Origin of the sequence: Collinsella sp. wc0583, from assembly GCF_046116915.1 — a bacterium.
GTDB lineage: Bacteria > Actinomycetota > Coriobacteriia > Coriobacteriales > Coriobacteriaceae > Collinsella.
In genome coordinates this window covers 152,114-177,793 of sequence record NZ_JBJXBN010000006.1, presented here as the reverse complement: position 1 = coordinate 177,793, position 25,680 = coordinate 152,114, and the positions used below count along the sequence as shown (strand labels likewise).

General features: G+C 60.0%; 23 protein-coding genes. 16 read left to right on the top strand and 7 right to left on the bottom strand.

Annotation, left to right across the window (positions count from 1 at the left end; translation table 11 throughout):
• Positions 1-11: 11 nt before the first annotated feature.
• The 7 genes from rpsK to ACKUUJ_RS06910 all read left to right on the top strand — a co-directional run bounded on the left by rpsK (position 12) and on the right by ACKUUJ_RS06910 (position 5,187).
• Positions 12-416 carry a 30S ribosomal protein S11 gene (rpsK, locus tag ACKUUJ_RS06940; RefSeq protein WP_006235274.1) on the top strand — a complete coding sequence of 135 codons (405 nt, stop codon included), beginning with the start codon at positions 12-14 and terminating at the stop codon, positions 414-416.
• A 19-nt stretch (positions 417-435) separates the two neighbouring features.
• Positions 436-1,032 carry a 30S ribosomal protein S4 gene (gene rpsD / locus ACKUUJ_RS06935; RefSeq protein WP_006235275.1) on the top strand — a complete coding sequence of 199 codons (597 nt, stop codon included), beginning with the start codon at positions 436-438 and terminating at the stop codon, positions 1,030-1,032.
• Positions 1,033-1,064: 32 nt separating this feature from the next.
• Entirely contained in the window at positions 1,065-2,006 is a 942-nt protein-coding gene (locus ACKUUJ_RS06930; RefSeq protein ID WP_195246761.1) for a DNA-directed RNA polymerase subunit alpha, read from the top strand.
• A gap of 30 nt (positions 2,007-2,036) precedes the next feature.
• A complete protein-coding gene (rplQ, locus tag ACKUUJ_RS06925; RefSeq protein ID WP_006235277.1) occupies positions 2,037-2,504 on the top strand; it encodes a 50S ribosomal protein L17 in 468 nt (155 codons plus the stop codon).
• A 92-nt stretch (positions 2,505-2,596) separates the two neighbouring features.
• On the top strand, positions 2,597-3,421 hold the full coding sequence (gene truA, locus ACKUUJ_RS06920; RefSeq protein ID WP_409065125.1) for a tRNA pseudouridine(38-40) synthase TruA: 825 nt from the start codon (positions 2,597-2,599) through the stop codon (positions 3,419-3,421).
• 119 nt (positions 3,422-3,540) lie between these two features.
• Positions 3,541-4,617 (top strand): glycosyltransferase, encoded by a 1,077-nt coding sequence (locus tag ACKUUJ_RS06915; protein WP_409065124.1) that lies wholly within the window; start codon positions 3,541-3,543, stop codon positions 4,615-4,617.
• Between the two features lie 132 nt (positions 4,618-4,749).
• A complete protein-coding gene (locus ACKUUJ_RS06910) occupies positions 4,750-5,187 on the top strand; it encodes an arginine repressor (RefSeq protein ID WP_409065123.1) in 438 nt (145 codons plus the stop codon).
• A 215-nt stretch (positions 5,188-5,402) separates the two neighbouring features.
• Here ACKUUJ_RS06910 and ACKUUJ_RS06905 read toward each other — a convergent pair whose 3' ends face one another.
• Positions 5,403-7,595, bottom strand: coding sequence for a transglycosylase domain-containing protein (locus tag ACKUUJ_RS06905; RefSeq protein ID WP_409065122.1), 2,193 nt, complete (start codon positions 7,593-7,595; stop codon positions 5,403-5,405).
• Between the two features lie 161 nt (positions 7,596-7,756).
• Between ACKUUJ_RS06905 and ACKUUJ_RS06900 the strand changes: the two genes are divergently transcribed.
• From ACKUUJ_RS06900 to ACKUUJ_RS06885, 4 genes are all read left to right on the top strand, one after another.
• On the top strand, positions 7,757-9,733 hold the full coding sequence (locus tag ACKUUJ_RS06900) for a U32 family peptidase (RefSeq protein WP_409065121.1): 1,977 nt from the start codon (positions 7,757-7,759) through the stop codon (positions 9,731-9,733).
• A 96-nt stretch (positions 9,734-9,829) separates the two neighbouring features.
• The gene (gene tyrS / locus ACKUUJ_RS06895; protein ID WP_409065120.1) at positions 9,830-11,041 is read left to right on the top strand and encodes a tyrosine--tRNA ligase; all 1,212 of its coding nucleotides are present in this window, start codon (positions 9,830-9,832) and stop codon (positions 11,039-11,041) included.
• A 282-nt stretch (positions 11,042-11,323) separates the two neighbouring features.
• Positions 11,324-13,144, top strand: coding sequence for an adenine deaminase (locus ACKUUJ_RS06890; RefSeq protein WP_409065119.1), 1,821 nt, complete (start codon positions 11,324-11,326; stop codon positions 13,142-13,144).
• A 206-nt stretch (positions 13,145-13,350) separates the two neighbouring features.
• The gene (locus ACKUUJ_RS06885; RefSeq protein WP_409065118.1) at positions 13,351-14,145 is read left to right on the top strand and encodes a Cof-type HAD-IIB family hydrolase; all 795 of its coding nucleotides are present in this window, start codon (positions 13,351-13,353) and stop codon (positions 14,143-14,145) included.
• A gap of 118 nt (positions 14,146-14,263) precedes the next feature.
• On the opposite strand, the gene ACKUUJ_RS06880 is transcribed toward ACKUUJ_RS06885, so the two are convergent.
• The 6 genes from ACKUUJ_RS06880 to ACKUUJ_RS06855 all read right to left on the bottom strand — a co-directional run bounded on the left by ACKUUJ_RS06880 (position 14,264) and on the right by ACKUUJ_RS06855 (position 18,871).
• Positions 14,264-15,106, bottom strand: a complete 843-nt coding sequence (locus ACKUUJ_RS06880; protein WP_117769441.1) for a Cof-type HAD-IIB family hydrolase — start codon at positions 15,104-15,106, stop codon at positions 14,264-14,266.
• A gap of 86 nt (positions 15,107-15,192) precedes the next feature.
• Positions 15,193-16,611: a citrate synthase gene (locus ACKUUJ_RS06875; RefSeq protein WP_148331859.1), complete on the bottom strand. Its 1,419-nt coding sequence runs from the start codon at positions 16,609-16,611 to the stop codon at positions 15,193-15,195.
• A 77-nt stretch (positions 16,612-16,688) separates the two neighbouring features.
• The gene (locus tag ACKUUJ_RS06870; protein ID WP_006235289.1) at positions 16,689-16,976 is read right to left on the bottom strand and encodes an ACT domain-containing protein; all 288 of its coding nucleotides are present in this window, start codon (positions 16,974-16,976) and stop codon (positions 16,689-16,691) included.
• Positions 16,977-17,371: 395 nt separating this feature from the next.
• Positions 17,372-18,079, bottom strand: coding sequence for a site-specific integrase (locus ACKUUJ_RS06865; RefSeq protein WP_270225426.1), 708 nt, complete (start codon positions 18,077-18,079; stop codon positions 17,372-17,374).
• Between the two features lie 18 nt (positions 18,080-18,097).
• A complete protein-coding gene (locus tag ACKUUJ_RS06860) occupies positions 18,098-18,349 on the bottom strand; it encodes a helix-turn-helix transcriptional regulator (protein WP_006235292.1) in 252 nt (83 codons plus the stop codon).
• 9 nt (positions 18,350-18,358) lie between these two features.
• Complete coding sequence (locus ACKUUJ_RS06855) at positions 18,359-18,871, bottom strand: DUF2975 domain-containing protein (RefSeq protein ID WP_006235293.1); 513 nt, start codon at positions 18,869-18,871, stop codon at positions 18,359-18,361.
• A gap of 552 nt (positions 18,872-19,423) precedes the next feature.
• Here ACKUUJ_RS06855 and ACKUUJ_RS06850 point away from each other — a divergent pair.
• From ACKUUJ_RS06850 to rpmE, 5 genes are all read left to right on the top strand, one after another.
• Complete coding sequence (locus tag ACKUUJ_RS06850) at positions 19,424-21,646, top strand: hypothetical protein (protein WP_271748573.1); 2,223 nt, start codon at positions 19,424-19,426, stop codon at positions 21,644-21,646.
• Positions 21,643-22,392 (top strand): ATP-binding cassette domain-containing protein, encoded by a 750-nt coding sequence (locus tag ACKUUJ_RS06845; RefSeq protein ID WP_117746625.1) that lies wholly within the window; start codon positions 21,643-21,645, stop codon positions 22,390-22,392. Before ACKUUJ_RS06850 ends, ACKUUJ_RS06845 begins: the two co-directional genes overlap by 4 nt.
• 279 nt (positions 22,393-22,671) lie before the next feature.
• Entirely contained in the window at positions 22,672-24,360 is a 1,689-nt protein-coding gene (locus ACKUUJ_RS06840; protein WP_409065117.1) for an ATP-binding cassette domain-containing protein, read from the top strand.
• 1 nt (position 24,361) lies between these two features.
• Positions 24,362-24,577 carry a hypothetical protein gene (locus ACKUUJ_RS06835; protein WP_409065116.1) on the top strand — a complete coding sequence of 72 codons (216 nt, stop codon included), beginning with the start codon at positions 24,362-24,364 and terminating at the stop codon, positions 24,575-24,577.
• A 495-nt stretch (positions 24,578-25,072) separates the two neighbouring features.
• Positions 25,073-25,498 (top strand): 50S ribosomal protein L31, encoded by a 426-nt coding sequence (gene rpmE / locus ACKUUJ_RS06830; RefSeq protein ID WP_006235303.1) that lies wholly within the window; start codon positions 25,073-25,075, stop codon positions 25,496-25,498.
• Positions 25,499-25,680: the final 182 nt, after the last annotated feature.

Genomic DNA, 25,680 nt, shown 5'->3' with positions numbered 1-25,680 from the left:
GCGCTAGATAGATGGCTACTGCTAAGAAGAACGTTCGCGCTGCCCGTCTGAAGCGCGCGGACCGTAAGAACATTTCCGTGGGCCAGGCTCACATTCGTTCTACGTTCAACAACACGATCGTTTCGATCACCGATCCCCAGGGCAACGTCATTTCCTGGAAGTCGGCTGGCCAGGTGGGCTTCAAGGGCTCCCGTAAGTCCACGCCGTTCGCTGCCCAGATGGCTGCCGAGGCTGCTGCCAAGCAGGCCATGGAGCACGGCATGAAGAAGGTTTCCGTCTTCGTCAAGGGCCCCGGCTCCGGTCGTGAGACCGCCATCCGCTCCCTCCAGGCTGCTGGCCTCGAGGTCTCGAGCATCCAGGACAAGACCCCCATTCCGCACAACGGCTGCCGCCCCAAGAAGCGTCGCCGCGTGTAACTGAAAGGATCGTATCAATATGGCAATCGACAGGACTCCTGTTCTTAAGCGCTGCCGTCAGCTCGGGATCGATCCCGCTGAGCTCGGTTACAGCAGCAAGAAGGAATCTATCCGTCAGCCCAAGCGCCGTCGCAAGGAATCTGAGTACGGCATGCAGCTGCGTGAGAAGCAGAAGGTCAAGTTCATCTATGGCGTTCTGGAGAAGCAGTTCCACGGCTACTTCAACAAGGCCCGTAAGATGAACGGCGTCACCGGTGAGAACCTCATGATCATCCTTGAGTCTCGCCTCGACAACGTCGTCTTCCGTCTTGGCTTCGCCCGCACCCGCAAAGAGGCTCGTCAGTCCGTCCGTCACGGTCACTTCACCGTGAACGGCAAGCGCGTGGACATCCCGTCCTACCGCGTCAAGGCCGGCGACGTCGTCGCTGTCGGCGAGAAGTTCCGTGACCTCCTCCCCATCAAGGAGGCCCTGATTTCCTCCGAGCGCTTTGAGGTCCCTGGCTGGCTCGAGGTCGATATCGAGAAGCTGTCTGGTAACGTGCTCGCTCTGCCGACGCGTGAGCAGATCAGCGGTGATATCAACGAGCAGCTCATCGTCGAGCTCTACTCTAAGTAGTCCATCCGGGCTGCTGAGGCTGGAGGTAATACATGTCAGAATTCATTAGGCCTCAGGTTCAGGTCGAAGAGATCAACGAGACCTCTGCTCGTGTCTCCGTCGAGCCGCTCGAGCGTGGCTACGGCGATACGCTGGGTAACTCGCTTCGTCGTGTTCTTCTGTCCTCGCTCGAGGGTGCCGCCGTCGAGGCCATTCAGATCGATGGTGCGCAGCACGAGTTCATGACCATCCCTAACATGGTCGAGGATGTCACCGACATCGTCCTGAATGTCAAGGGTCTTGTCTTCAGGGCTCTCGGCACGACCGACGAGGCGACCGCCACCATCTCGGTTGACGGCCCCTGCGAGGTCACCGGTGCGGACTTCTTTATTCCGTCCGAGTTTGAGCTGGTCAACCCCGAGCAGCACATTGCTACGCTCACCGAGGGTGGCCATCTCACCATGAGCATGCGCATCGGCTATGGCCGCGGCTATGTCTCTGGCGAGGCTAACAAGCGTGACAACGATCCCATCGGTGTGATCAACGTCGACTCGCTGTACTCGCCGGTGTCCCGTTGCGCCAAGCTCGTTGAGGCTTGCCGTGTCGGCCAGCATACCGACTACGACCGCCTTGTCCTCGAGATCGAGACCAACGGTTCCATCGCCCCGCGCGACGCCGTGGTCCAGGCTGCCAATATCATCAACCAGCATATGGCCGCCTTTATGAACCTTGCCGAGACCCCCGAGGTCGAGGAGGAGGCTTCGATCTTCGCTCCCGAGGTCACCAACGACAACGCCGAGCTGGACAAGCAGATCGAGGACCTGGACCTTTCCGTCCGTTCCTACAACTGCCTTAAGCGCGCCAGCATTCACTCGGTCCGTCAGCTCGTTGAGTTCTCGGAGAACGATCTGCTCAACATCCGTAACTTCGGTGTTAAGTCGATCGAGGAAGTGAAGGACAAGCTTGAGTCCATGGGCCTGAGCCTGAAGGCTTAATGCTTCGCATATTTGAGGAGAAACTAGACCATGCGTCACAACGTTAAGAAGGGCCTGAAGCTCGGCACCGATGCGAGCCACACCAAGGCCATGAAGAAGAGCCTTGCTAAGGCCCTCTTCGAGAACGACCGCATCAAGACCACCGAGACCCGCGCTAAGGCGCTGCGTTCGGTCGTCGACCCGATTATCACCTGGGCCAAGAAGGGCGACCTGCACTCTCGTCGTCTGGCTATCGCCAAGCTCGGCGATAAGCAGCTCGTTGCCGAGATCTTCGACAAGGCTGCTCAGGGCATGTGGCAGGACCGCAACGGCGGTTACACCCGCATCATGAAGCTCGGTAACCGTAAGGGCGACAACGCTCCTATCGTTATCATGGAGCTCGTCACCGAGCCTTGCACGCCTAAGGCCAAGAAGGCTGCTCCGGCCCCCAAGAAGGCCGCTGCTCCCAAGAAGGTTGAGGCTGTCGAGGAGGCTCCTGCTGAGGAGACCGCTGAGTAGACATTCTGTCTGCATAGGCTATATTCGAGGGGTACGTTCGCGTACCCCTCTTTTTTTGTCGCAATACCGTTGCTAGTTTGTTGGGAGCGCCCATGACTGCGCCGTCTGATTTCAATTCGACCCCCGAGCTTGACGCCACCCTTGTATTTCGCGTGGCTTACGATGGCTCCTCCTATAGCGGATTTGCCGAGCAGCCGGGCCAGACGACGGTCGCGGGCGAGCTACGCCGTGCAATCGAGACGTTGCTGCGCCGCCCAATCGATCTGACGTGCGCGGGGCGTACCGATGCCGGCGTTCATGCGGTGGCCCAATACATCAGCTTGCCCGTAACGGACGCTGAGCTTGCGTATACGCGCCGTAGGTGGCTGAGGGCTATGGATGCCCTCCTGGGCAAAGATATCGCCATAAACGAGGTCTACAAGGCTCGTAAGGGCTTTTCTGCACGTTTTGACGCGCGCTCTCGCACTTACACCTATCGCATTGCCGACCGTGATGCGCGGCCCGTGCTGTCACGCGGTGCAGTGTGGTGGCATCGCTATCCCCTCGACGTCGATGCGATGGCGGCCGCCTGCCCTACGCTTTTGGGCGAGCAGGACTTTAAGAGCTTTTGCAAGGTCGCCTCTGCCGTGGGCAAACCTACGCACCGCTGCGTAATGCGTGCCGAGTTTGGCCATGAGGTCGCCTTTGGCGAGGACATCCTCACGTTTACCATCGAGGGCAATGCGTTTTTGCATTCGATGGTGCGAACCATTGTGGGCACCCTTGTCGAGATCGGCATGCATCGCCGCGATCCCGAGTGGATGCGCGAGGTAATTGATGCCTGCGATCGCTCCGCTGCCGGTCCTACGGCGCCCGCATGCGGTCTTACCTTTATGGGCGTGGACTACGACCCCACCGAGCTTGTGGTGCTCGATTAGGGAAGTGGCTGCCTGACGGCAATCTTTGTGTGCAGTGCCTGTGAGCGGGGCGTGTGCAACATCTGTTCTTGACGTGCATCGCGACGGGCGACCATCCGCATTAATTGACGGGGTGTACCATGAACGGCAGTTTGTTACTGGCTGTCGAGAGGACGGAAAACTTGGTTCGACGTGGTTCGCATCCGCGACTTTCGGTGATCCTGATTGTTGAGGGTTCGCCCAGTTATACGATGCGTGCTCTCGAGAGCATCCAGAACCAAGACCTCTACGATTTGCAGATTGTCGTCGTTTGCCGCGGCGTGGTAGCTGGTGTGCGCCATTCGCTTGAAGTGGCTGCCGACAGAGACATTCATATTGATTTGATTGATGTTGAGGACCCAGTGCCTGGCGCCTGCCTGCGTGCCGGCTTTGCGGCTTCGCGCGGCTCCCAGATCATTGCGATGAATGCCAATGAGTGGTTTGCGCCGCAGTCCCTTTCGCAGATGGTCGAAAGCTCCTGCGACGCTTCTGCTGACATCGTGTTTCCCTCTGTTTCGCTCGATCGCTACGATGTTCACCGCGAACGTCATTCCCGAGTTTTGGACGCGACATCCGTTTCTGAAGATGAGGACCGGGCGGCTTGCCTGACCCAATTGGTTTCCTGTGGTTTAATCCGACAGACCTCCGGCGTGCTGTATGATCGCGCCCTTTTTGAGGCGTGCCTTGCGCATGGCGATGCGTTTCGCACGGTGTCTTTTTTGACGTTCTCGCTTTCGCAGGCAAAGCGCGTTTCGGGATGTGGCCGTGCCCGTTTTCATGCAGTGGCGCCGTCGATTACGGAGACGTTTGACCCCACGATGTTTGCCAGGCTTTCTGATGATATCGGGGCGCTCGACAGGCTTGCCGACTCGCTTGCCGTCGCGGGCGGTGGCGATCAGTTGAAGCTGGTCTGCCAGCGGTATTACTACGCCAGCCTGGTTGCCTGCATCGAAAATTTGTGTCTGAGCCCCCATGGGGTGTCTTCAATAGAGCGTTCGGCCCGTTTGCATGATATGCTCGAAGCACAGCGTACCCGTCAGATGGTTGCGGCCCTTAAGGGCAATCATCGTGGCCTAGGTCTGCTCTATGGTTCGATAGCTGGTGCCAAGCCTATGCGGTGTGCGTTGTATACGCATCTGGCGGCCTTTTTCAATCGTTCGGGCGTCAGGACTGTCTAGTAGCGTGATTTTCGAAATTAATTGCATGGAATTGTTTCGAAATGCGTTCTTATTCACTAAAACCCTCAAATAGCGCTAAACTATTCAATCACTAAGTGATTGTCTCCGCCATCTTTTGGAGTGAGGTTTTGTATGGCCAAAAAACGCAATGGGCGCCAGGATGCCATCAGAGATATTGTTCGCAATAAGGACGTACGTACGCAGCTCGTTTTGGTAGACGAGCTTCGCGCCATGGGTTTCGATTGCACGCAGGCGACCGTTTCGCGCGACATCGCGGACATGGGACTGCGTAAGCTCCCCGAGGGCATCTATGTCCTTGCCGAGGACCTGCATCTGCAGCGCATGGTTTCCGAGTTGGTTACCGGCGTACTGCGCACCGATAATCTGGTTATGATCAAGGCACAGCCCGGTACGGCTTCTGGTATTGCCGCAGCGGTCGATGCCGCGGAGCTGCCCGACGTGCTTGGCTCGCTTGCCGGCAACGACACGATCTTGGTCATTGCGCAGACGGCCGAGGACGGCGAACGCCTTGAGGCGCTCATCAACAAGCTGAGTAACTCTCACAAGTAGGGGATGCGTGGCACTGCTGCTGTGCCGATTGTTGCTATAGGTAATTGCCGAGGGCGTTGGCGAAGGTCAGCGCCCTTTTGCATGCCGGCACCCGTTGCTCTATCGGTCCTGCAGCCGGGGCCGTCGTGGCATCTTGTGGCATCTGCCGAAATAAAGAAGCGCCCGAGCAGCGTACGTGCTGCTCGGGCGCCTTGGTGCCAGATGCCGCTTTGCGTCTACTGGCCCGTAGAGGGGTCGGGCGTGGGCGTAGGATCGGGGGTAGGCGTCGGCGTGCCACCGTCGCCACCCGTGCCGCCATCGCCACCCGTGCCACCGTCGCCACCTGTCGTACCGCTATCGCCGGTGGTGTTACCGCCCGGGGTTTCAGTGGTCGTGGTTGTCGTTGTCGTTGTCGTTGTCGTTGTGGTCTCTTCCTCTTCTTTTTCCTCGTCTTTATCCTCTTCGTCTTTCTTTTTGTTGTTTGTGCCGTAGAACTTCCAGACGTTATTGTTCTTGTACGTGGGAGCCGTTCCGGTCTGGAATTCCTCGCGCTCGGTGCCCGCAAGAACGGTGTTCATGAACTTCTTAAAGACGGGCAGGTTGGTGCTGTCGCCCAGCAGGTCCGAACCGTACTTTTGGATGGGAATCTCGCCTGCGGAATAACCGGTCCACAGGGCGCATGCCAGTTGCGGCGTGAAGCCGCAGAACCACAGGTTGGTGGTGTTGTCAGTGGTGCCCGTCTTGCCGGCATAGGGCTGGTTGACGTTCAGCGCGCCGGCGGCACCCGTGCCGCTGCCCTGCATGACGCCGGATAGAACATCGGTAACCGCGGCAGCCTCGCCTTCGGTGAGCACCTGCGTGGGATTGTCGGTGTGCTGGTACAGAACCGAGCCGGTACGCGAGTCGATCTCGGTAATGGCGATGGGCTGACGGTAGTAGCCACCGTTGGCAAACGTTGCGTAGGCAGATGCCATCTCGAGCGGTGAGATGGACCCGGTGCCGAGCGTCATGACGGGAACGTCCTCGATATTGTCCTTGGCGGGATCGATGCCAAGCTTTTTGACGAGCGACATGATCTTGTCATTGCCGATGGCTTCGGCCACCTGAATGTAGCCGGTGTTGGATGAGTATGCCGTTGCCTGTTTAAGCGTGATGTTGCCATGGCTCTGGTTGCCGTAGTTTTGCACCTCGGTCGTGGTGCCCTTGGCCTTGAGCGGCGAGTTGCAGTTGAGGGTGACGTTGGGGTTCATACCGTTTTGGATGGCAGTTGCCAGCGTAAAGGCCTTAAACGTGGAGCCCACGGGGCGCTTTGCTGTAGCGTGGTTCACGTGATTCTCGTCGGCGTTGTAGTCGTAGCCGCCCACCATGCACTTGATGTAGCCGGTCTTGGGGTCAACGACGACCATGCCCATGTCCAGTCCGTCGAGCGAAAGCGTGTCGAGCTGCGAGCGCACGGCCTCCTCGGCCACCTGCTGCATGGTGGGGTCGATGGTGGTCTTGACGGTCAGACCGCCCTTAAAGAGCACGTCGGTGGAGAACTCCTGCTCAAGCAGCTGCTTAACGTAGGCGACAAAGTAGGGCTGAGAGTACACATCGACGCCACTGCTCGAAATCTCGGTCACGTTAAGCGTGATGGGCTCAGCCTGCGCGGCATCGTGCTCTTCCTGCGTGATGTGGCCCAGACGCAGCATGTTGTCCAGAACCTTGTTGCGGCGGGACAGCGCCAAGTCGGGATTAACCGTGGGGTCGTACTGCGAGGGCGAGTTGGGAAGGCCGATCAGCAGCGCGGCCTCGCTCAGGGTGAGGTCGGCGGCGGTTTTGGACAGATAGGTCTCGGCGGCGGCCTCGATGCCATATGCTCCATGGCCGTAGTAGATGGTGTTGAGGTACATCATGAGGATCTCGTCTTTGGAGTACATATCCTCCATCTTGATGGCGATATAGGCCTCGCGCACCTTACGCTCGATGGTCGAGTCGAATTGCTCCTCCTGCAAGATGGTGTTGCGAACCAGCTGCTGGGTGATGGTCGATGCGCCCTCGTGGCCGCCGGTGAGGGTTGCCACCGATGCGCGTGCAATGCCCCAGAGGTCGATGCCGCCGTGCTCGTAGAAGCGCTCGTCCTCAACGTCGACGGTGCCCTGCAGCACGTACGGGGACACTTGGTCCTTGGTGATGGACTTGCGGTTTTGCGTGTAGAAACTCGCAATGGTATTGCCGTTGCAGTCGACGATGTCGGTGGGCTCGCTCACCAGATACGCGTTGGCATCGGTGTAGTCGGGCAGATCGGACAGCCAGCGGTTGACATTGCCGATCATGCCGATGCCAAACGCTACGCCCGCGATAAGCAGAAAGCCCAAAAACGAGAGCAAGATCATGGGAAGGGCATGCGTCTTAGAGCGACCGCGCCCCTGTCGTTGGCGAGGACCCATATGTTGACCTCCTGGTATGTCGTGCCAGGCGGCAGGTATGCTACCGGGCAGGATGGACATAAGTTATTACACGATAAACCAATCGGGGCATGCGGGGCCTCGTGTATGCTGGTTGGCAGCAATTTTCAGAGTGAAAGCACACCTTGGCAAGGAGTTTACCGATGGCGATTCGGCCGATGGAATCGAGCGGACAATGCGAAAGCGAGTTGGCGGCGGCTGAAGTGGCGCTGCCCGAACTGCTGGCGCCTGCTGGCGGACTTGACCAGATGCTCGCGGCGATTGCGGCGGGTGCCGATGCCATCTATGCGGGGCTGGACGGATTCAACGCTCGAGTGAGCGCGCATGGCTTTAGCGATGATGAGTTCGCGCGCGGTTGTGCCGTGGCCCATGCCCATGGCGTGCGTGTGTACGTGACGCTCAACGTGTTCGTGTTCGATGATGAGTTTGCCGACGCCGTGGCGTTGGGGGCGCATGCGCGCGCGTTGGGTGCCGATGCGTTGATTGTGGCCGATGCCGGGCTGGCCTGTGCGCTTCGTGCGGCGATTCCGGGGGTCGAGATTCACCTGTCCACTCAGGCGGGCGCTCATAGCGAGGGTGCCGTGCAGTTGGCTGCCAAGGAGTTGGGCGTTGAGCGCGTGACGACTGCGCGCGAGCTGAGCGTGGCAGAGATTGAGACGCTTTGCGCTACTGGCGTGCCCATCGAGGTGTTCTGTCACGGCGCTATTTGCATTGGATACTCGGGTGCGTGCGGGTTCTCTGCCCTTCGACGTGGCCGCTCTGCGATGCGCGGTGATTGCACTCAACCGTGCCGTCTATCCTATGACTTGGTGGACGAGGAGGGGCAGAGTGTTGTCGCTGTCGAAGGGGATCGCCTGCTTTGTCCGCGTGACTATCTGGGCATCGCGCATCTGCCCGAGCTTGTTGCCGCCGGCGTGGCATCGCTCAAGATCGAGGGCCGCATGAAGAATCCCGACTACGTCTTTAGCGTGGTGAGGGTGTGGCGTCGGGCGCTCAATATGCTGCGCGACGGCACATGGGATGCCGATGCGGTGCCGGCGCTTGAGCGCGAGCTGGGAAGGTCGTTCAACCGCGGCTTTACCGATGCGTATCTGCGGGGTCGTTCGGGCGCCGAGCTCATGAGCTTTGAGCGCGCGATCAACCAGGGCGTGCGCGTGGGCCACTTGGTGGCGGTGGGTCACGAAGAGGTGACGGTTGAGCTTGATGCCGCCGTGGCGGCGGGCGATACGCTCGAGATCCGATTTTACCCGGGTGCCGACGCGCGTCCCGATGTGCCCAAGCGCTGGCCACAGGTGCCTTGCCCCGTGGATGCCGCTGCGGGAGAGCGCATCGTCGTGCATTGCAAACGCAAGGTGGACGCGGGCTGCGAGGTCTATCTGATTCGCAGTGCCGGCGTGCTGGGGCAGACGGCAACGGTGTTGGAGCGCATGCGGGCCGAGGCAGATGCGGTCACGCCTGCTGAGCAGTCCGTTGAGGTGCTGCCGTTTGAGGGCGTTCTGGCAGATGGCGACGTGCCGACGGAGTTGGCGGTACCGGCGGAGCCGGCAAAGCATGAGGCTTTTGCTCGTATGGTCTTTGCCTGGGAGCTGATGGATTTGGATCCGCGCGATGAGCGGGATCTGTCCGATGCGACGGTGGTGCTCGACGAAGTGTGCCGCGCAGGCGACGCCGAGCGGACTCGAGCGCTTATGCAACGTGCCGGGCGTATTGTTTGCCGCAACCTGGGGCAGGTGGCGATGGCCCGAGAGCTGGGCACGACGTTTGACGTGGCGGCGCCGGTGTTCTGCGCCAATCGGGCCACGCTTGCCTGGCTGCGCGGGCTTGGCGCGAGGTGGGTATACTTGCCTGCCGAGTTGCTCAGCAATGACAGGGAGCGTATTGCCGAGCTGGCTGCTGAACCCGGCGTCTTGGGTCCGGTCGACGCCGACCGTCCCGAGCTCATGGTGTGCGAGCACTGCCTGCTGACCGCCGAGGGCGTCTGCGCCACCGATGCGACGGGGCAGGTCCGTTGCCGCGACTGCTTGCGTCGTCGGCAGATACGCTATCTGGTCGAGCGTGACGGTACGCGTCTGCCAGTTGCCATCGACGCATGCGGCAGGACGAGGATTTTCCTGTCGTAGATGCTGCGTCGCGTCAGTTTGTTATCATAAGAGAGTTTATGGACTTCCAGCACCGCCGTTTTCGGCGAGGGTGCTATAGCAAAAGGAGGATACCCAATGCTGTCTGTTGACGAGCAAATGCGTATCATCACCTCGGGCGCCGCGCAGATCGTCCCCGAGGCCGACCTTCGCAAGAAGCTTGAGAAGGGCGAGCCCCTCAACATCAAGCTCGGCGTCGATCCCACCAGCCCCGACCTGCACCTGGGCCATGCCGTGCCCCTGCGCAAGATGCGTCAGTTCCAGGACCTGGGCCACAACGTCACCCTCATCATCGGCAACGGCACCGCACTGATCGGCGATCCTTCGGGCAAGAACTCCACCCGCCCGCAGCTTTCGCAGGAGCAGATCGAGGCCAACGCCGAGACCTACGTGAGCCAGGCCATGAAGATCCTGGATCCCGAGAAGACCACCATCGTGCACAACGGCGACTGGATCTTGTCGATGGATCTGGCCGGCCTGCTGCAGGTGTGCTCCAAGTTCACCGTCGCCCGTATTCTCGAGCGCGACGACTTTACCAAGCGCTACCAGTCCCAGACGCCGATCGCCCTGCATGAGTTCCTGTATCCCGTGATGCAGGCATACGATTCGGTCATGATTAAGGCTGACGTGGAGATGGGCGGCACCGATCAGCTCTTCAACCTGCTCGCCGGCCGTGAGCTCATGGAGAAGATGGGCATGGAGCCACAGATCGCGCTTACCATGCCGCTGCTCGAGGGCACCGATGGCGTGCGTAAGATGTCCAAGTCCTACGGCAACTACATCGGCCTGACCGATGCTCCCAAGGATATGTTCGGCAAGACCATGTCCATCCCCGACGAGATGATCGGCAAGTACTACCGCCTGGCGAGCTCGCTCACCCCGGCCGAGGTCGACAAGATCGACGCTGCTCTGGCCGACGGCTCCGCCGATCCCTATGAGCTCAAGCGCGCTCTGGGCCGCGACCTGTGCGACACCTACCACGGCGCCGGTGCCGGCGACGAGGCTCAGGCCGAGTTCGACCGCGTGTTCAAGGAGGGCCAGCTCGCCGACTTCCCCGAGAAGCATGTTGAGCTGACCGTCAACGACGAGGGGCAGATCTACCTCGCCGGCCTGCTCAAGGACCTGGGCCTTTCGGCTAGCGCCGGTCAGGCCCGTCGCGATATCGACGGCGGCGGTGTCAAAATCAACGGCAAGGCCGTGGCTCCCAAGAGCTACAACATCGATCCCAGCGTCCTCAAGCTGGGCGACACCCTCTCCGTGGGCAAGCGCAAGGGCTTCAAGCTGGTCTAGCAAGTAGGTCAACCTAGCATGTGCAATAGGGCCGCAGCCGGAACTCCCGACTGCGGCCTTTTGAGTTGCGGTGAAATAGTTCCTAAAAATGCCATACGGGCGCCCAGGTAGGAACTATTCCACCGCAACTTTTTTCCTCCGTCCCCAAGGGATCATTTGGCGGTGCCGTTAAGCGGAAGGGGTGTTATCGGCGGCCTCCTTTTGGGCATACAATGGCTATTGGTTTGCTGCGGTGAAGGCCTGTCCGCTCCGCAGCTTTTTTCTACGGTTAAAGGAGTATGTATGTCCGTTGAGGTCATGAGATCTGTGATCGAGGCCGCCGAGGGTCGTGTGCCCGTTGACACGCTGTTTGCCAACGCACAGATTGTCGATGTGTACGGCCAGCGCGTGGCGCCCGGTAGCGTTGCCGTCAAGGATGGCGTGATCGTCGGTGTGCTCTACGATGGTCGCGACGATGCCGCCGGTACGTATGAGGCTGCCGAGGTCATCGATTGCCAGGGCCGCTATCTTGCCCCCGGTTTTATTGACGGACACTTGCATATCGAGTCTTCGAACATCCGCCCTGCCGAGTATGCGCGCATGGCGGCGACGCGCGGTACCACCACCGCTATTGCCGACAGCCACGAGATCGCCAATGTTTCCGGCTTGGACGGCCTGCGCTTTATGATCGAGGACGGTCGTCGTGCTCCTATTTCCATCAAGTACATGATGCCCTCGTGTGTGCCCGCACTGCCCGACGAGCAGGCCGGTGCCGTCATCACCGCTGCCGATATGCAGGCGTTTTTTGCCGAACATCCGGGTGATGTCTTTGGTCTGGGCGAAATGATGAACCTGCCGGGTGTCTTTATGGCCGACCCCGAGACCTGTGCTCGCATCGATGCTGCCAACCAGACGCCGTCCAAGCAGGTCGACGGCCATGCGCCGCTCGTTGCCGGCAAGGACCTCAATGCCTATGCCGCGGCGGGCATTATCGCCGACCACGAGTCGACGATTCCCGAGGAGGCGCTCGACAAGCTATCTCGCGGCATGTATGTGATGCTGCGCGAAGGCACGTGCAGCCATGACCTGGCTAACCTGTCGCCGATGCTGCTGGAAAACCCCGCCCGCGCCCGTCGCTGCTGTTTTGCGACCGACGATTGTGCTCCCTCCGACGCGCTTTCGACCGGTATGATCGACAACGCCTGCCGCGTGGCTATCGAGGCCGGCATCGACCCGGTGGTCGCTATCTCCATGGCGTCCCTTTCCACGGCTGAGGCATTTGGCCTGGACCACGGCTGCCGCGACCCGCACGAGCTCCGCGGCGCCATCGCCCCGGGCAAGCGTGCCGACCTGCTGGTGCTCAATGACCTGACGTTTGCCACGGCTCCGCATCGCGTATATGCCGCCGGTGCTCTGGTGGCGCAGGACGGTACCTTTGTGGGCGAGATTGCACCCGAGATGGCCGAGGTCGCAGCCCTTGCCGATGAGCTGCGCGCCTCCGTTAAGCTGCCGAAGCTTTCGCTCGACGTGTTCGACTATGCCTTTAAGCCGGGCGAGGCCGTGATTGACGTGGTGCCGGGTAAGGCTATCACGGGTATGGCTCGCCCCGAGAGCGCCGAGGGCCTGCGCCGCATTATGCTGATCGAGCGCCACGGCCGCGGTGTGTCGCTGCAGGCCGAGGGCGTCGACGGTGATGGTCCTGCGGGCCTGGGTCTTGTCGGCAAACATATCGGTCGCGGCTGGGTGCGCGGTTTCACCATCACCGGTGGTGCCATCGCCTCGACGATCGGTCACGATTCGCACAACGTGTGCGTGGTGGGCGACAACGCTGCCGATATGATGGCTGCTGTTGAGGCTGTGGGCCAGGGTGGTCACGTGCTGGTGCGCAACGGCGAGGTCGTGGCGCGCATTCCGCTGGCGCTCGGCGGTCTGATGAGCGAAGGCACGGCCGAGGATGTCGCCGCGCAGCACGACGACTTTATGGTCAAGGCGCGCGCCATGGGCATCGAGCCGCCGCTCGACCCCATCATGGGCATCATCTTCCTGCCCCTGCCGGTTATCCCGACGCTCCGCATCCGCCCCGAGGGCATGTTCGACGTCACAACCTTCACCTACGCCGACTAGTCATCGGGGACGTTCTTAAACGGCTAGTCGCCTGCGACACTCTTTGACGTGTTGCCTGGCGCTGCGAATGTGGGACCCCTGGTGCGCGTGAGCTATTTGCCAGGTCCTTGTAACGTTTACGCCCGCGGAGTCTTATTTGAGCTCCCTTTGGGTACGTTGGAATCGGATACGCGTTCGATTCCAACAAGCCCGAAGGGAGCTTTTCTATGTTTAAACTGATTGCATCCGATATGGACGGCACACTGCTTGACGAAAACGGTCAGGTGCCTCCCGAGACCTACGAACTGATTCTGGCGCTACACGAGCATGGTGTGCATTTCGCTGCATCGTCAGGTCGTCGCTACGATCGCCTGTGCGAGTTCTTTGCGCCCGTTCGCGACAAGATGGACTTTGTCGCCGCTAACGGCGCCCAGGTCTACGCCGACGGTAAGATGGTAGACCGTGAGGTGTATTCCCACCTGGCGATTCGAAGGCTCGCCCAAGCCGTCAGGACGTTTCCCAATCTGCATCTTGCGCTCTTTGACCGAACCAAGTCCTTCCTGCTCGATGACGAGTGCAAGTTCGTGCGTGAGGTCGATAAGGACCTTCCCAATGCCGAGCGCATTTGGGAGCTGCCCGACCCCAGCGTAAATATCATCAAAGCGAGTATCTTTTGCGACGACAGTGCGGTTATGGACAGTGCGTACGTGCTACAGCGCGAACTTGGTCAGCTCTTTACTTTTGCGCCTTCGGGCAACGCGTGGATCGATGCCATGCAGCCTGGTGTGTCGAAGGCCTCGGGTATCGCGCAGCTCGCGGAGCATTACGGCATTGGACGCGACGAGGTCATGGCGTTTGGCGACTCGATGAACGACTACGAGATCATTCGCTTTGTCGGCACGGGCTGCGCGATGGAAAACGCGCGCCCCGCGCTTAAGGCGGTGGCCGATCGCGTGGTGGGTTGTAACCGCGACCACGCCGTCCAGCAGGAGCTTCGTCGCGTGCTGGAGGGCCTCGCTTAATCCGACAGATGGGGACGTTCCCGTTCTGCCGGCAGTGGGGGACAGTCCTTGCAGCTTTTTGCGAAGAGTGTCCCCAACGACTAGTCGTTTAAGAACGTCCCCAATGACTGACCAATGACTAGGCAAGGGCGGCCATGATGGTGCGGGCGACGCCGTCGTGGTCGTTGTCGTATTCGGTGATGGCGTCGGCGGCCTCGCGGTCTTCGGACTCGGCGTTGATCATGGCCATGCCGTGGCCCGCTGCCTGCAGCATGGGGATGTCGTTGATGTTGTCGCCGAACGCCCAGGCGTCGGCGAGACGCTTGCCCAGGTATTCGCATAGCCACGTGAGGGCCGTCCCCTTGGTGGCGCCCTCGCCCATGACCTCGATATTCATGGCGTACGAACGCGTGACCTCAATGCCTCCGAGCGTGTCGAGCGCCGTCGCGATGGCGTCGCGATCGGCCGGGTTGTGCCAGTACATGGCGATACGTTCGAGCGTCTCGACCTCGTCGATCTTGCTGTCGATATCCATGTCGATCGGCGTTCGTGTGCGCTTGAGTGAAGCCGCGATGTGGGGGTCACCGCCGCAGAACTCATCCAGGCGCCCGTATAGCGAGCGGGGGAGGAAGCACTGTCCATCCGCGAAGATATCGAAGGTCACATCGTGGCCGGCGGCAATGCGATGGATGCGGTGGGCAATGCCGCAATCGAGCGGTCGGCTCAAAATGCGCGTAGCACGTGAGGTGTCGGTGGGCGTATCTTCGTCGAGCCGCCAGACGCTGGCGCCGTTGGCGCAGACCGCGTAGTGCACGGCGGGATGGGCGAGAATGGGCTCAAAGATGCCCGACAGCGGGCGCCCCGTGCAGGGAACAAACTCGATGCCACGACGTGCGAGCTCGTCGAGCATTGCCCAAGTGGCGTCGCTCATCTGCTTATCGCTCGTCAGCAGCGTCCCATCCATATCGGAAAACACAATCATTCGTTGCGATCCTTTCTACTGGCATAAAAAGTGTGGCCAAGGGCTTGGGTCCCTGGCCACGCTCGAGTTCTATAACGGTCCGCGTCCTAGCGGTCAGCGAGCGGCTTGTACTCCAGCGGCTCGATCACCGGACGATAGGCCGGGCGAATAATACGGTGCGCGCAGAAGAGCTCTTCCATGCGGTGCGCAGACCAGCCGGCCATGCGGGCGACGGCGAACAGCGGCGTAAAGAGCGTCTCGGGCACGCCGAGCATCTTGTAGATAAAGCCCGTGTACAGGTCGATGTTGGCACAGATGGGCTTGGTCATGCCGTGATCGCGCATCACTTGCGGGGCCAAGCGCTCGATGCGCTCGATGAGCGCGAACTCCTCGCCCAGGTCCTTCTTGGCGGCAAGCGTGCGCGCGTAACGACGGCACACCTCGGCACGCGGGTCGCTCAGCGTGTAGACGGCGTGGCCCATACCGTAGATGAGACCCGTGCCGTCGAAGGCCTGCTTGTCGAGGATCTTGCCCAGGTAGGCTGCGACCTCGTCCTCGTCCTCCCAATTGGAGACATGCGCGCGGATGTCCTCGTGCATGGAGACAACCTTGGCGTTGGCGCCACCGTGGCGCGGGCCCTTGAGTGAGCCGATAGCCGCGGCGTAGGCGGAATACGGGTCGGTGGCCGAGGAGGACAGCACGCGGCAGGCAAACGTGGAGTTGTTGCCGCCTCCGTGTTCGGCATGCAGCATGAGCATCACGTCGAGCAGCATGGCTTCGTCGCGGGTGAATGCCATGCCGCCGCGCAACACCTGCAGGATGGTCTCGGCGGTGGAGAGACCGGGTGTGGGGTGCGGTACATGAACCTCGGAGCCGCGGCGCTTGGCGACCGAGGCCATATGCGCGAAGGCGGCGATGCGGGGGAGACGGGCGAGCATGGAGATGGCGACGTCGATTTCGTGCTCGGGCGTAATGGCGTCGGGCTCGGCGTCGAAGGCGTAGAGCAGCAGCACGGCGCGCTGAAGCACATTCATGATGCTCGACGACACCGTGGTCATGGGGAACTCTTTGACGTACTCATCGCTCAGGTGCCTAAAAGCGCCCAGACGTCCGCAAAAACCGTCGAGCTCCTCTTTGTTGGGCAGCGAGCCCGTGATGAGCAGGTAGGCGACCTCTTCGTAGCCATAGCGATTCTCGGCCTGGGCGTTGTTGACCAGGTCCTCGATGCTGTAGCCGCGCAGCGTAAGCTTGCCCTGGTCGGGCACGACTTTGCCGTCGACCTTGTTGTAGCCGTGCACGTCCGAGATGCGGGTAAGGCCCGCGACCACGCCCGAGCCATCGGCATTGCGCAGGCCGCGCTTGACGTTATGCTCTACGAACAGGCCCTCGTCGTACGGGGCGGTCGGCAGGCCGTGGTAGAGGTTTTCGCTTTCGGGCGAAATCTGACGGCTCGCCTCGTAATCCAGAACCAGGCGGCTCAGGTGATCGTCGAAGCGGTAGTAGATTTTCTTGGCGTCGTAGGCCATGCGCGCTCCTCTCCGGTCCGCTTTGGGGCCGCGCGCTTGGACGATATGACGTCAAGCGGCCCCGAGCGGCTTGTTCGCTACAGGCGGTACATAAAGTTAAAGACGTCCTCGCGCTGGATGGACACGTTGACGCCCGAAAGCTCGCCGGCCTCGGCCAGCGCCTTCTGCAGCTCGGCGAAGTCGAGCTTGGACTCGGCGGTGTCGGCCAGCATGGTCATGGTGAAGATGTCCTCTATAATGGACTGCGTGATGTCGCGGATGTCGACGTTGGCCTCGCCCAGAACGCGGGTGACGCCGGCGACGATACCGGGACGGTTCTTGCCAAGGACGGTGATGACGATGCGGGAGGACGAGATCTCGGCCATGGGAAACCCTTTCGCGTGGTTGCGGCGCGCGGGGGCGCTCCGCTACGGTACAGTGTTCATCATTGTACCTGTCTGGCGCAAAAAAGGCGCGCTCGCTGCGGCGTTACATGCCTGCAACATGAGCGTAAGGGGGAAGGCCGCACGGGGAAGAGCCGTCTGGCGCGTGTCCGGCTCGTGTTGGGTTGATTTCCGATCTCAGCCGAACACATTGAGCGGACAGGCCGTTCCCGCAGTCAGCCGAACGCCTCCGACGGCTGATTCCGAACTGGAAGCGGAGGGCATCCCCGCCCTTCGGTAGGGGATACCGCTCCGCGGCGCATGCCGCGGGCGGCGCCCCTATCGGACCACCGTGACCTCAGTTGGGATGGGCCCAGCACTGCCGCGTACTCGGTGAGCTAGAGCCAACTGTTCATCTTCACGTCGCGTATGGCGATATTTCGGTCGTCCGGCTCGGTGATGCCGTAGCCGAACGCCTGGAGCGTCTCGATGGACTCCTGGATCCTCTGTTGGAACATGGGACCCGGATCGACCCTCGGCCCGAGGTGCCCGCGCCAAAGGCACGGCGTGGCGCGCAGCATGTTATGGATTTTGGAGATGGGCTCGATGTCGGCGTAGACGTTGAGCGTCGCCATGGCGTCCTTGTGGCCGAGGATCGATTGGAGCGCCTTGATATCGCCGCCTTGGCGGATCCACTGCGTTGCGAACGTGTGGCGAAGGCCGTGGAACGTGATCAGCTCGTCGTTGGTGCCCATGAGGCCGTTGGTCTCCGAGAACGTCTTGAACGCCCTGCGGATATAGCTTGTCGTCGCGAAGGTCGCGCCCGGCTCCGACAGGATGTAGCAGTCCCCGATCTCGACCGCCCCGGTAAGGCCGCGCAAGCGCAGCTTTCCGCAGTCGATCTCGTGGGTCTCCTTCAGGAAGGGGAGTAGGCCGACCGGGTCGATGGGGATACCCCTGGCGTCATGGGTCTTGGTGTCCTTGATGAACGAACCCATTCCCTTCGCGTACGCCACCGAGTGTCTGATCGAGATCAGGCCCGTCTCGAAATCCACATCGCACCACCGAAGGCCGCAGACCTCGCCGATTCGCATCCCCGTGTGCAGGGCGAGTACGACCGCCCTCTAATCCTCGGCGGACCAATCGAGTCCGAACTCCTTTCGGGCATCCTCTTCGCTCATGACTTCGAGAAGGTCTCCGGGTTGGCAACGAAGGGCGAGGCATAGCTGCTCGAGTGTGTTGAAGCGAATGCCGCGAATATGCCCTTTTTTAATACGGGACAGGTTCACGGGCGTGGTTCCAATCCTTTCGGCAAGTTCGTTCGAGGAAATCTTTCGCTCGGCCATGATCTTGTCGAGGCGAACAATTACGGGCATGGCGTTTCCTTACGCAATCTCGTCGGAGTCGAGGTACAGCTCTCGGGCGTACAAGAAGAGCTGGGAAAGCATGAACAGGACGATGCCGAGAACCAGAGAGGTCCAATCGAATGATGAAGCGATCTCTTGGGCGCCGACGGCCCCCTCGCCGCCAAACATCGAAACGGAGGTTTTGAGTGAGCCGGCGTAGAGGCTGGTGGCAGCTTGAACAACGAAGAGAATGCCGAGCACCTTCAAGCATGTCGCAGACCCTTTCTTGAAGGGGTCTCCGCTCTTGATCGTCCACACGAGAACGGCGCTGAGGATGGTCGTAGCGATACCGATGACGGCAGGGACCAATGTCGAGATCGCAAGGGCTGGATACGCGGGGGAGTCTGCAATTACAGGGTTGTCGAGCACTTCGATTGCTGGCTTTAAGGAGAACGCCACTTGTGCGATGGCGGTGGCGCAAAGGGTCGCAGAGGCTATCGCACATGCGATGCGGAAGGAATGAAGCCGGGGAGTGCGATTGTCGGAACTCATAATAACCTCCGAAGAATTTAAAAAACTCAGGTTACTTTTTAACAGTTTATGTTAAATTGACTTTGCCGGCAAGTAATCACAGCATGCTGCAACCGAAACCCCTCTAGATTGGAGAGGATTATGTTCAGTACTGTTAAGTCGTGTAAGCTCTTGGTTTTCCTCGGCCTCGCTCTTTGTCTGTTGCTGCCGGGAGCCCCCGCTTTTGCGGATACCCCGATGCCTCCTTCCCAGGAGAGCAGCCAGTGTGCCCTCGTTGAGCCCCTCGGGTATACGGACGACGTCGTCGATACCTACTGGAGCTACAGCTGTCCTCGCGGCGTAAGCGGGCACAGCATCTCGATGTTCAACATCTCTTACAAGACGATCTCCTACCGAAATGGCTATCGCCGATCCGCGCATCATAGGGAATCCCGCCTCGCTGCAATGTGCTCCTGTGGTGTTCTTGGCACAACTGATAAATGGCAATTTGTCTATAGCACCTACTAGATGCGAGGAAGGGCCGAGCATTTTGTTCGGCCCCTCTGTTCCGACTGGATGAGGTTAAGGTTGGCGATGAATATGCTCAAAATCTCGAAGGCGATCTTTAGGTCGCTTCTCTCCTCCAGGTCGCTCTGTGTTGTCGTTGTTGCGTTGATGGTTCTTTGTGCTCTGCCCGTCTTCAGGAGCGCGGCTGGCATCGACGGACGGGTCGAATACCTCGAGTCGGGAATAACCCGTGTTGAGCAGGAATTGTCAGCATCCTATGCGGATGCGCTTGTGAATGCGGGGGAGGAGGGCGTCTATACCTCTTCATCAAGCATGCCCGCGCTTCTGTACCCTCTTGCCGCGGGGCGTCTTGTCTTGGCGCCGCTCTCTCCTCTGCTTCCGTTTCTGCAGGTATCGGATGGAGCGTACTCCTTTTATGACGGATCGAAGGAGTACTTGCTATGGGCCGCAACGGCCGTTGCCGTCTCGTTCCTTGCCGCGCGTCTTAACAAACGTGAAAAACTCATCATCCAGGCACCGATGGGTGAGCTGGGCAGGCTTGTTGCATCGAGCGTATGGGCGAGTGTTTTTGCGATGCTTGCCGTCTTCGCCGTCAATCTTCCAGGGATAATCGCCGCACTTGTGAAGAATGGCCCGGGCTCGCTGTTCTATCCGATAGGCTACGTTCAATATGCGACTCCGGTTATCAAACCGGCTTGGCTGGTGTTCGCACAGACGGCCATCTTGCAATTCTTGGTGGCGGCGTTCATCTCGCTCGTCGTTCACCTTGCCGTGAAGATTGCCAATAACCCTACGCTTGGAATCGTGTTCGTATGTGCCCTGATGGGGGCGACGATGGTTCCCGGGTATTACGGAAGATCCATCGCTTTACGTGAGTTCGCCCTGTTGAATCCCCTTACGTATGCGAACACTGAGTTGACCGTCGGCGCCTATAGCCCGTACCCGACAACGCAGATAGTGAATCTGCCTGGACTTTGCTTCGAGCGTGGCGCGATTACCCTCGTATGCGCAATCGGGATCGAGGTGCTGGCAATTAGCCTGCTTTGCGTTGCTGGAAAGAGCGGCTGCGCGCGCCCGATGTCCCCGATTTGTCTTGAGAGAGGTTCCTTCACCGCATCGAGAACGACAGCCCGTTCGAGCGCTTGTGCCTCCGCCGTTGCATATGTAAGAACGATGGGGAAGCTGCTCCTGCATTCTCCTGCCCTCGCCGTATGCGCGATTGCAATGTCGACGGCGATGCTGGCCCCGGCTCTGGTCGAGGTGTTTCCTGACGCTGGTGACGTTTCCGCTGTTCGGTATAGGGATGGGGAGCTCCGTTCAATAGATCGGTATCTAGAGCAGGACGCTGCGAATATGGACGTCGAGGGCAAAGCGGCCCTGGAAGGCATGCGAGATGCTCTTTCGGGTTTCGTGTACGCGCCCACGCCTGCGGAGGGGTTTCGAAGCCTTGCGACGTACGAGCGCGCTCGAGGCGAGCTGGGCGCGGCAGATGCGACCCTCCTGCAATCGATCGGAATCGAGCCGGAGACTCCTTCTCGTGTGGAGGCGCGCGCCCTTCTGCTCGAGTCGATCGCGAGCTTGCCGGACCCCAAGGTTTACGAGTTAAGTACGAAGATGCCCCCATTAATCCTCCTTTCGTATCTCCAGGCAGCGCTTCCTTCCTTGTTTTGGCTGTTGCCCGTGGTTGTCACATCGCTTGCGTGCACCCACCTGCGGTGCCGTTCCCTTCTGGTTTTCCAAGTCCCCGCAACAGCGCATGTGCGTTTTCTGACGGCTGTTGCGCTGTCTCTCCTGCTTGGCTTGGCGCTGCTTTTGGTGTCGATGGTTCCCGCTGCGGTTGTGTCCTTGATTAAGAACGGTGCGGGTGGTTCGGAGTATCCCGTCGCTCTCATTCGGGCGGGAGCTTCGACAACGTCCATGGTGGGGGAGGCGGTGTTGTGCAGTATTCCGTTGCTGGTCATGGCATACGGCGTGATTTCCGTCGTCGCTGCGTTGACAGCAGCGATTAGCCGCAACCCCGTTGTCACCGGAGTGGTTTGCGCGGTTCTCCTGGTGTTGGGTTCGTTGAGCGCTCATGTTGAAAGCGCGGGCATGGGCGTCGCGCTGCTGGCTCCATTCGCCTCGTTTGATCCCGCTTCCCAGGTGGGGACGATTGGGTTCCTTGGGCGAGGGACGAACGCGATGCCTTTTGGAGAGGTCGTCGGCGCATCGGGCGCTCTGCTGGTGGTTTTGGGCGTCGTATCTCCGTTGATGGTGCGCCTGAGTGTTCCAAAGATCGAAAGGGGATGATCTCGATGATTGGCCTTCAAACGCTGACGATCTCTTATGGAAAGAAGGTGCTTGTAGATTCGGTGGACGCTGAGTTTGCCCCGGGTACGGTCTACGGTCTCGTCGCTCCGAACGGGCATGGAAAGACGACGTTGCTGCGTGCGATGGCAGGTTTGCCGGGTCCTCGCGTGGACGGGAGCATCGTTCTGGATGAGGTGCAGGGTACGGGTGCGAGAGAGGTCCGTTCTATGATCTTCTATGCACCTGGTGAGGGGACGCTGCTGTATCCCGGATTGCGTGCGGAAGATCACCTCAAGATGGTTTGCGATATGTGGCCGCATGCTCGCGATATCGAAGAGATAGTGGAACAAACGCAGATAGGCGAGTTCGCGAAGATGAGGATCCGCACTCTGAGCCAGGGCATGAAGCAGCAGCTTACCCTGGCGATTGCGTATGCGACGGGTGCGCGGTACCTTCTATTAGATGAGCCCATGAACGCGCTCGACCCCAGCAGGGTGGACTTGCATTCCGAGATTCTCAGGAAGCTGGCCGATTCTGGTACGTGCATCATCATGTCATCCCACATCTTGGATTCGGTCGATAGGCTGTGCGATGAGATTCTGTTTTTGAAGGATGGGAGGCTCATTAGAAGCATTCCGCAAGATGATGCTGCGCCGAAGTCTCCTGGATCCCATTTCGCAAAGCCTGCCGGACGCGCCGAGGGTGCGCTAAGCACGTATCGGCGACTCTACGAAAAGGGCGGGTAGAAATGCAAGTTAAAAATCTATGTGGTCAATGTGATACCGTTGAACCCGCATATCGATACCGCTCAGCCATTCGCCTCGCCCCCGTCGCACGCATCTTCATTCGGTCTGTCATTATTAATCTAACGATGCTTTGAGAAATGTAGGTGCTTCTAAATGTACTGTCGACTTCTTCTCAAACTAATCCTAAGAGACAGGGCCGTATGGATCTCTACGCTCGTTCTTGCCGCAGCCTTCTCCATCCCCATTGCGTTCAATTCACCCATCTACGGGCCCTTCTTTATGAAGCAGGGCATGCAGGGCTTTGTCGACGCATTCAATACGCGCGCGCCCCAGGCCAGCGGCACAGACCTATCTCCAGAGCAGCAAAATGACGCGGAGCTTGCAAGATACGCGAACGCCGCCCTTGCCGCTCAAACCGACGCCGCCTTTCTCGATTCTGCCGAGAGCTACTACGCGCTCATGGGCGAAGGCTTCCAATCCGGGTCCATCGTGGGAGACCGAGAGACCAATGACGCGGCGCTCGCATATTGCCGTGCCCTGAGCAGTTCCGGCATCACGCACATTCCAGCCTCCGCAAGCGATCTGCCATTCCTTTCCTTCCTGCCCTACGCCATTGCCATGGTGCCGTCTTTCCTTCCCTTCATCCCCTTCCTTCTCTCGTCGATACTCCTGCTCGGGGCCACAAGGCCTGCGACCCTGGCGGCGAAGGCGCCCGTGCCCAAATTCCGGCGCCTTATCCAGACCGTGTTTTCGATAATCGTCGCGGGGACCGCGATGCTCCTCGCCGGCCTCGCGCCCGGGGGCATTTACGCCTTGGCCCTAAACGGCTTCGGGCAAATTGGGTACCCGATCGCCTTCTTCCATGACGGCGCGCTTACCACCACGACCGCGGGAAACGTCTTCACAGCCCTGCTTATCGCGCTGCTTGCGGGCGGAACCTTGATATCCGTTTGCTCCGCCGTCCTATCGACCGCAACGAGGCGCGTCCTCGCGGGCCCCCTTACCTCCGCGCTGCTTGTCGCGGCCCCGGCATTCCCGTTACTGTCCGATTCGGCACTGGAGCATAACGCCGCGCTCAATCTCCTGCCGCTGGCCGTATTCTCGCCTATCGAGGCAACGGGTTACGTAGGATGCTTCCCGACAGAATTCATTGGCTCCGGTTCAGGCAGCGCATCGATGCTTGCCGTGGCCCTGGCATACGTCGCGGTCCTTTTTGCGGTCGGCGCCGTTGCGACACGTTCCCCCAAACAGCCTGGACCCGCGAAAAAGCACCATGGGCTCGAGCTTCTGGACGCGAGCGTGGGATACGGAAGCACGACGATACTTTCAATCGGGTCGCTTTTCCTGAGCCCGGGAACGGCGGCGGGCCTCGTTGCTCCCAACGGCTCGGGGAAAACCACCCTTCTTGAAGCGCTGTCGGGCCAATTTCCCACCCGCATCCGCTCGGGAAGCCTGGCGGCAGACGGAATCTGCCAACGTCGATCAGCCGAATTTGCAGAACTCGTCTACCTGAGCTCTTCGGGCGGCGCGGATCTCTATCCCACGCTATCGGCCATCGAGCACCTTGCTTTCGTTAGGGAGGCGTGGAAATCGGCCGCCGACATCGACTCGCTCTGCGACTCCCTCGGAATCTCCCCATATCTCGACAAGCCGACCCGTAAACTCTCGACAGGAATGAAGCAGCAGGTAAAGCTTGCCATGGCGATAGCGACCGATTGCCCGTACCTCATCCTCGATGAACCGCTGAACGGCCTCGATCCGGGAAAACGGAAAACCTCCTGCGACGCGATGCGCAGCGAAGTGGCGCGGGGACGCAGCGTGCTCATTTCAAGCCATCTACTCGACGACCTGGCAGACCTCACCAACTCGTTCTACTTCATCGAAGCCGGCACGCTCGTGGAAAAGATCAAGTCGTCCTCGCAGACGCTCAAGCAGGAATACCTCGATACATACGAAGGAGGTGAATGACATGAAACTATTTGAACAGCTGAAGTCCAATGCGTCGCGCATGGCTGTCTACGCCATCCTCGTGGCAACGGCTTTATGCGGAATCGCGGCACCCGTCTATGCGCTCAACGGGGAGAAAGGCGATGTCGAACCCGCGTACATGGCTTCGACGGTTAAGGACCGGTACAAAGCCTTCTCTGGAGACACGTTTTACGTAGCAGAGTACGACACGACCTAGCGTCAGCTTCGCTACAACAAGGGCTACGACTATCTAGGCGCAGAGGCAATCAGCTATACGTCGGGTTGGTACCGCTCCAACTATGGACACATAACCCAGTTCAAGTGTAACTACCGTGTGTACAACTAAAGCAACCGGCCGGGACGAGGGGTGACGCAAAAGCGTCGCCCCCGTTTTTAACCATGTCAACTGAACCTAGTTCAGTTTGGTTGATTTCCGATCTCAGCCGAACACATTGAGCGGAAAGGCCGTTCCCGCAGTCAGTCGAACGTCCCCGGGGCCCTTCTCAGGCCCCGGGGACGGCATTTTCCCAGTTGAAGGAACGGTGGAGATGTGTTTCGATGGGTCAGATTCGTGTCGTTCCGAAAAGACCGTGAACCTTTTGTGGGACACGCGGCGCCGTGGTACCATAGCCGAGTTTGTTGTCTTGGTCGGAAACCAAGACGCCTTATGCGCTGATCGGTAACCAGCGCCTGACCAATAAGGAGTCCTACCATGAAGCAGGGTATCCATCCCCAGTATGTCGAGTGCACGGTGACGTGCTCCTGCGGCAACACCTTCAAGACGCACGCTACCGTGTCCGAGATGAAGGTCGAGCTTTGCAACGAGTGCCACCCGTTCTACACCGGCCAGCAGAAGTTCGTCGACACCGGTGGACGCGTCCAGCGCTTCGCCGACAAGTTCGGTGGCGCCGCTGCCGCTCAGCTCAAGAAGGCCGAGGAGGCCAAGGCTGCCAAGGCCGCCAAGGCTGCTGAGGCCGAGGCCGCTCGCAAGGCCGCCGCTGAGGCTAAGGCTGCCGAGAAGGCTAAGCGTGCCGCTAAGTTTGCCGAGGAGGCTGCCAAGCAGGCCGCCGAGGCTCCCGCAGAGGCTCCCGTCGAGGAGGCCGCTGCCGAGGCCGAGACCACCGAGGCTGCTGAGTAAATAGCTCGCCGCGGAAACACTCGCATTCATGGCATAAGGGCCGCGCATCCATTTGGGTGCGCGGCCCTTTTCTTTTTATTGGTGCAAGCTAACCCGTCCCCATTGCACCAGGTTGGTGCGAATGGGACAGGTTGATTTGCACCAAATGGCAGAGAGGCAGCGTTTTCCCAGATAAAAGCTGC

What these genes read in the sequence shown, in the direction of transcription:
- ACKUUJ_RS06840 (WP_409065117.1), top strand. Translation starts at nt 22,672, where the DNA reads ATGAAGCAGGGCATGCAGGGCTTTGTCGACGCATTCAATACGCGCGCG.
- ACKUUJ_RS06845 (WP_117746625.1), top strand. Translation starts at nt 21,643, where the DNA reads ATGATCTCGATGATTGGCCTTCAAACGCTGACGATCTCTTATGGAAAG.
- ACKUUJ_RS06910 (WP_409065123.1), top strand. Translation starts at nt 4,750, where the DNA reads ATGGCCAAAAAACGCAATGGGCGCCAGGATGCCATCAGAGATATTGTT.
- ACKUUJ_RS06905 (WP_409065122.1), bottom strand. Translation starts at nt 7,595, where the DNA reads ATGGGTCCTCGCCAACGACAGGGGCGCGGTCGCTCTAAGACGCATGCC.
- ACKUUJ_RS06835 (WP_409065116.1), top strand. Translation starts at nt 24,362, where the DNA reads ATGAAACTATTTGAACAGCTGAAGTCCAATGCGTCGCGCATGGCTGTC.
- ACKUUJ_RS06930 (WP_195246761.1), top strand. Translation starts at nt 1,065, where the DNA reads ATGTCAGAATTCATTAGGCCTCAGGTTCAGGTCGAAGAGATCAACGAG.
- ACKUUJ_RS06885 (WP_409065118.1), top strand. Translation starts at nt 13,351, where the DNA reads ATGTTTAAACTGATTGCATCCGATATGGACGGCACACTGCTTGACGAA.
- ACKUUJ_RS06875 (WP_148331859.1), bottom strand. Translation starts at nt 16,611, where the DNA reads ATGGCCTACGACGCCAAGAAAATCTACTACCGCTTCGACGATCACCTG.
- rpsK (WP_006235274.1), top strand. Translation starts at nt 12, where the DNA reads ATGGCTACTGCTAAGAAGAACGTTCGCGCTGCCCGTCTGAAGCGCGCG.
- ACKUUJ_RS06870 (WP_006235289.1), bottom strand. Translation starts at nt 16,976, where the DNA reads ATGGCCGAGATCTCGTCCTCCCGCATCGTCATCACCGTCCTTGGCAAG.
- rpsD (WP_006235275.1), top strand. Translation starts at nt 436, where the DNA reads ATGGCAATCGACAGGACTCCTGTTCTTAAGCGCTGCCGTCAGCTCGGG.
- rpmE (WP_006235303.1), top strand. Translation starts at nt 25,073, where the DNA reads ATGAAGCAGGGTATCCATCCCCAGTATGTCGAGTGCACGGTGACGTGC.
- ACKUUJ_RS06900 (WP_409065121.1), top strand. Translation starts at nt 7,757, where the DNA reads ATGGCGATTCGGCCGATGGAATCGAGCGGACAATGCGAAAGCGAGTTG.
- tyrS (WP_409065120.1), top strand. Translation starts at nt 9,830, where the DNA reads ATGCTGTCTGTTGACGAGCAAATGCGTATCATCACCTCGGGCGCCGCG.
- rplQ (WP_006235277.1), top strand. Translation starts at nt 2,037, where the DNA reads ATGCGTCACAACGTTAAGAAGGGCCTGAAGCTCGGCACCGATGCGAGC.
- truA (WP_409065125.1), top strand. Translation starts at nt 2,597, where the DNA reads ATGACTGCGCCGTCTGATTTCAATTCGACCCCCGAGCTTGACGCCACC.
- ACKUUJ_RS06880 (WP_117769441.1), bottom strand. Translation starts at nt 15,106, where the DNA reads ATGATTGTGTTTTCCGATATGGATGGGACGCTGCTGACGAGCGATAAG.
- ACKUUJ_RS06860 (WP_006235292.1), bottom strand. Translation starts at nt 18,349, where the DNA reads ATGCCCGTAATTGTTCGCCTCGACAAGATCATGGCCGAGCGAAAGATT.
- ACKUUJ_RS06850 (WP_271748573.1), top strand. Translation starts at nt 19,424, where the DNA reads ATGAATATGCTCAAAATCTCGAAGGCGATCTTTAGGTCGCTTCTCTCC.
- ACKUUJ_RS06855 (WP_006235293.1), bottom strand. Translation starts at nt 18,871, where the DNA reads ATGAGTTCCGACAATCGCACTCCCCGGCTTCATTCCTTCCGCATCGCA.
- ACKUUJ_RS06915 (WP_409065124.1), top strand. Translation starts at nt 3,541, where the DNA reads ATGAACGGCAGTTTGTTACTGGCTGTCGAGAGGACGGAAAACTTGGTT.
- ACKUUJ_RS06890 (WP_409065119.1), top strand. Translation starts at nt 11,324, where the DNA reads ATGTCCGTTGAGGTCATGAGATCTGTGATCGAGGCCGCCGAGGGTCGT.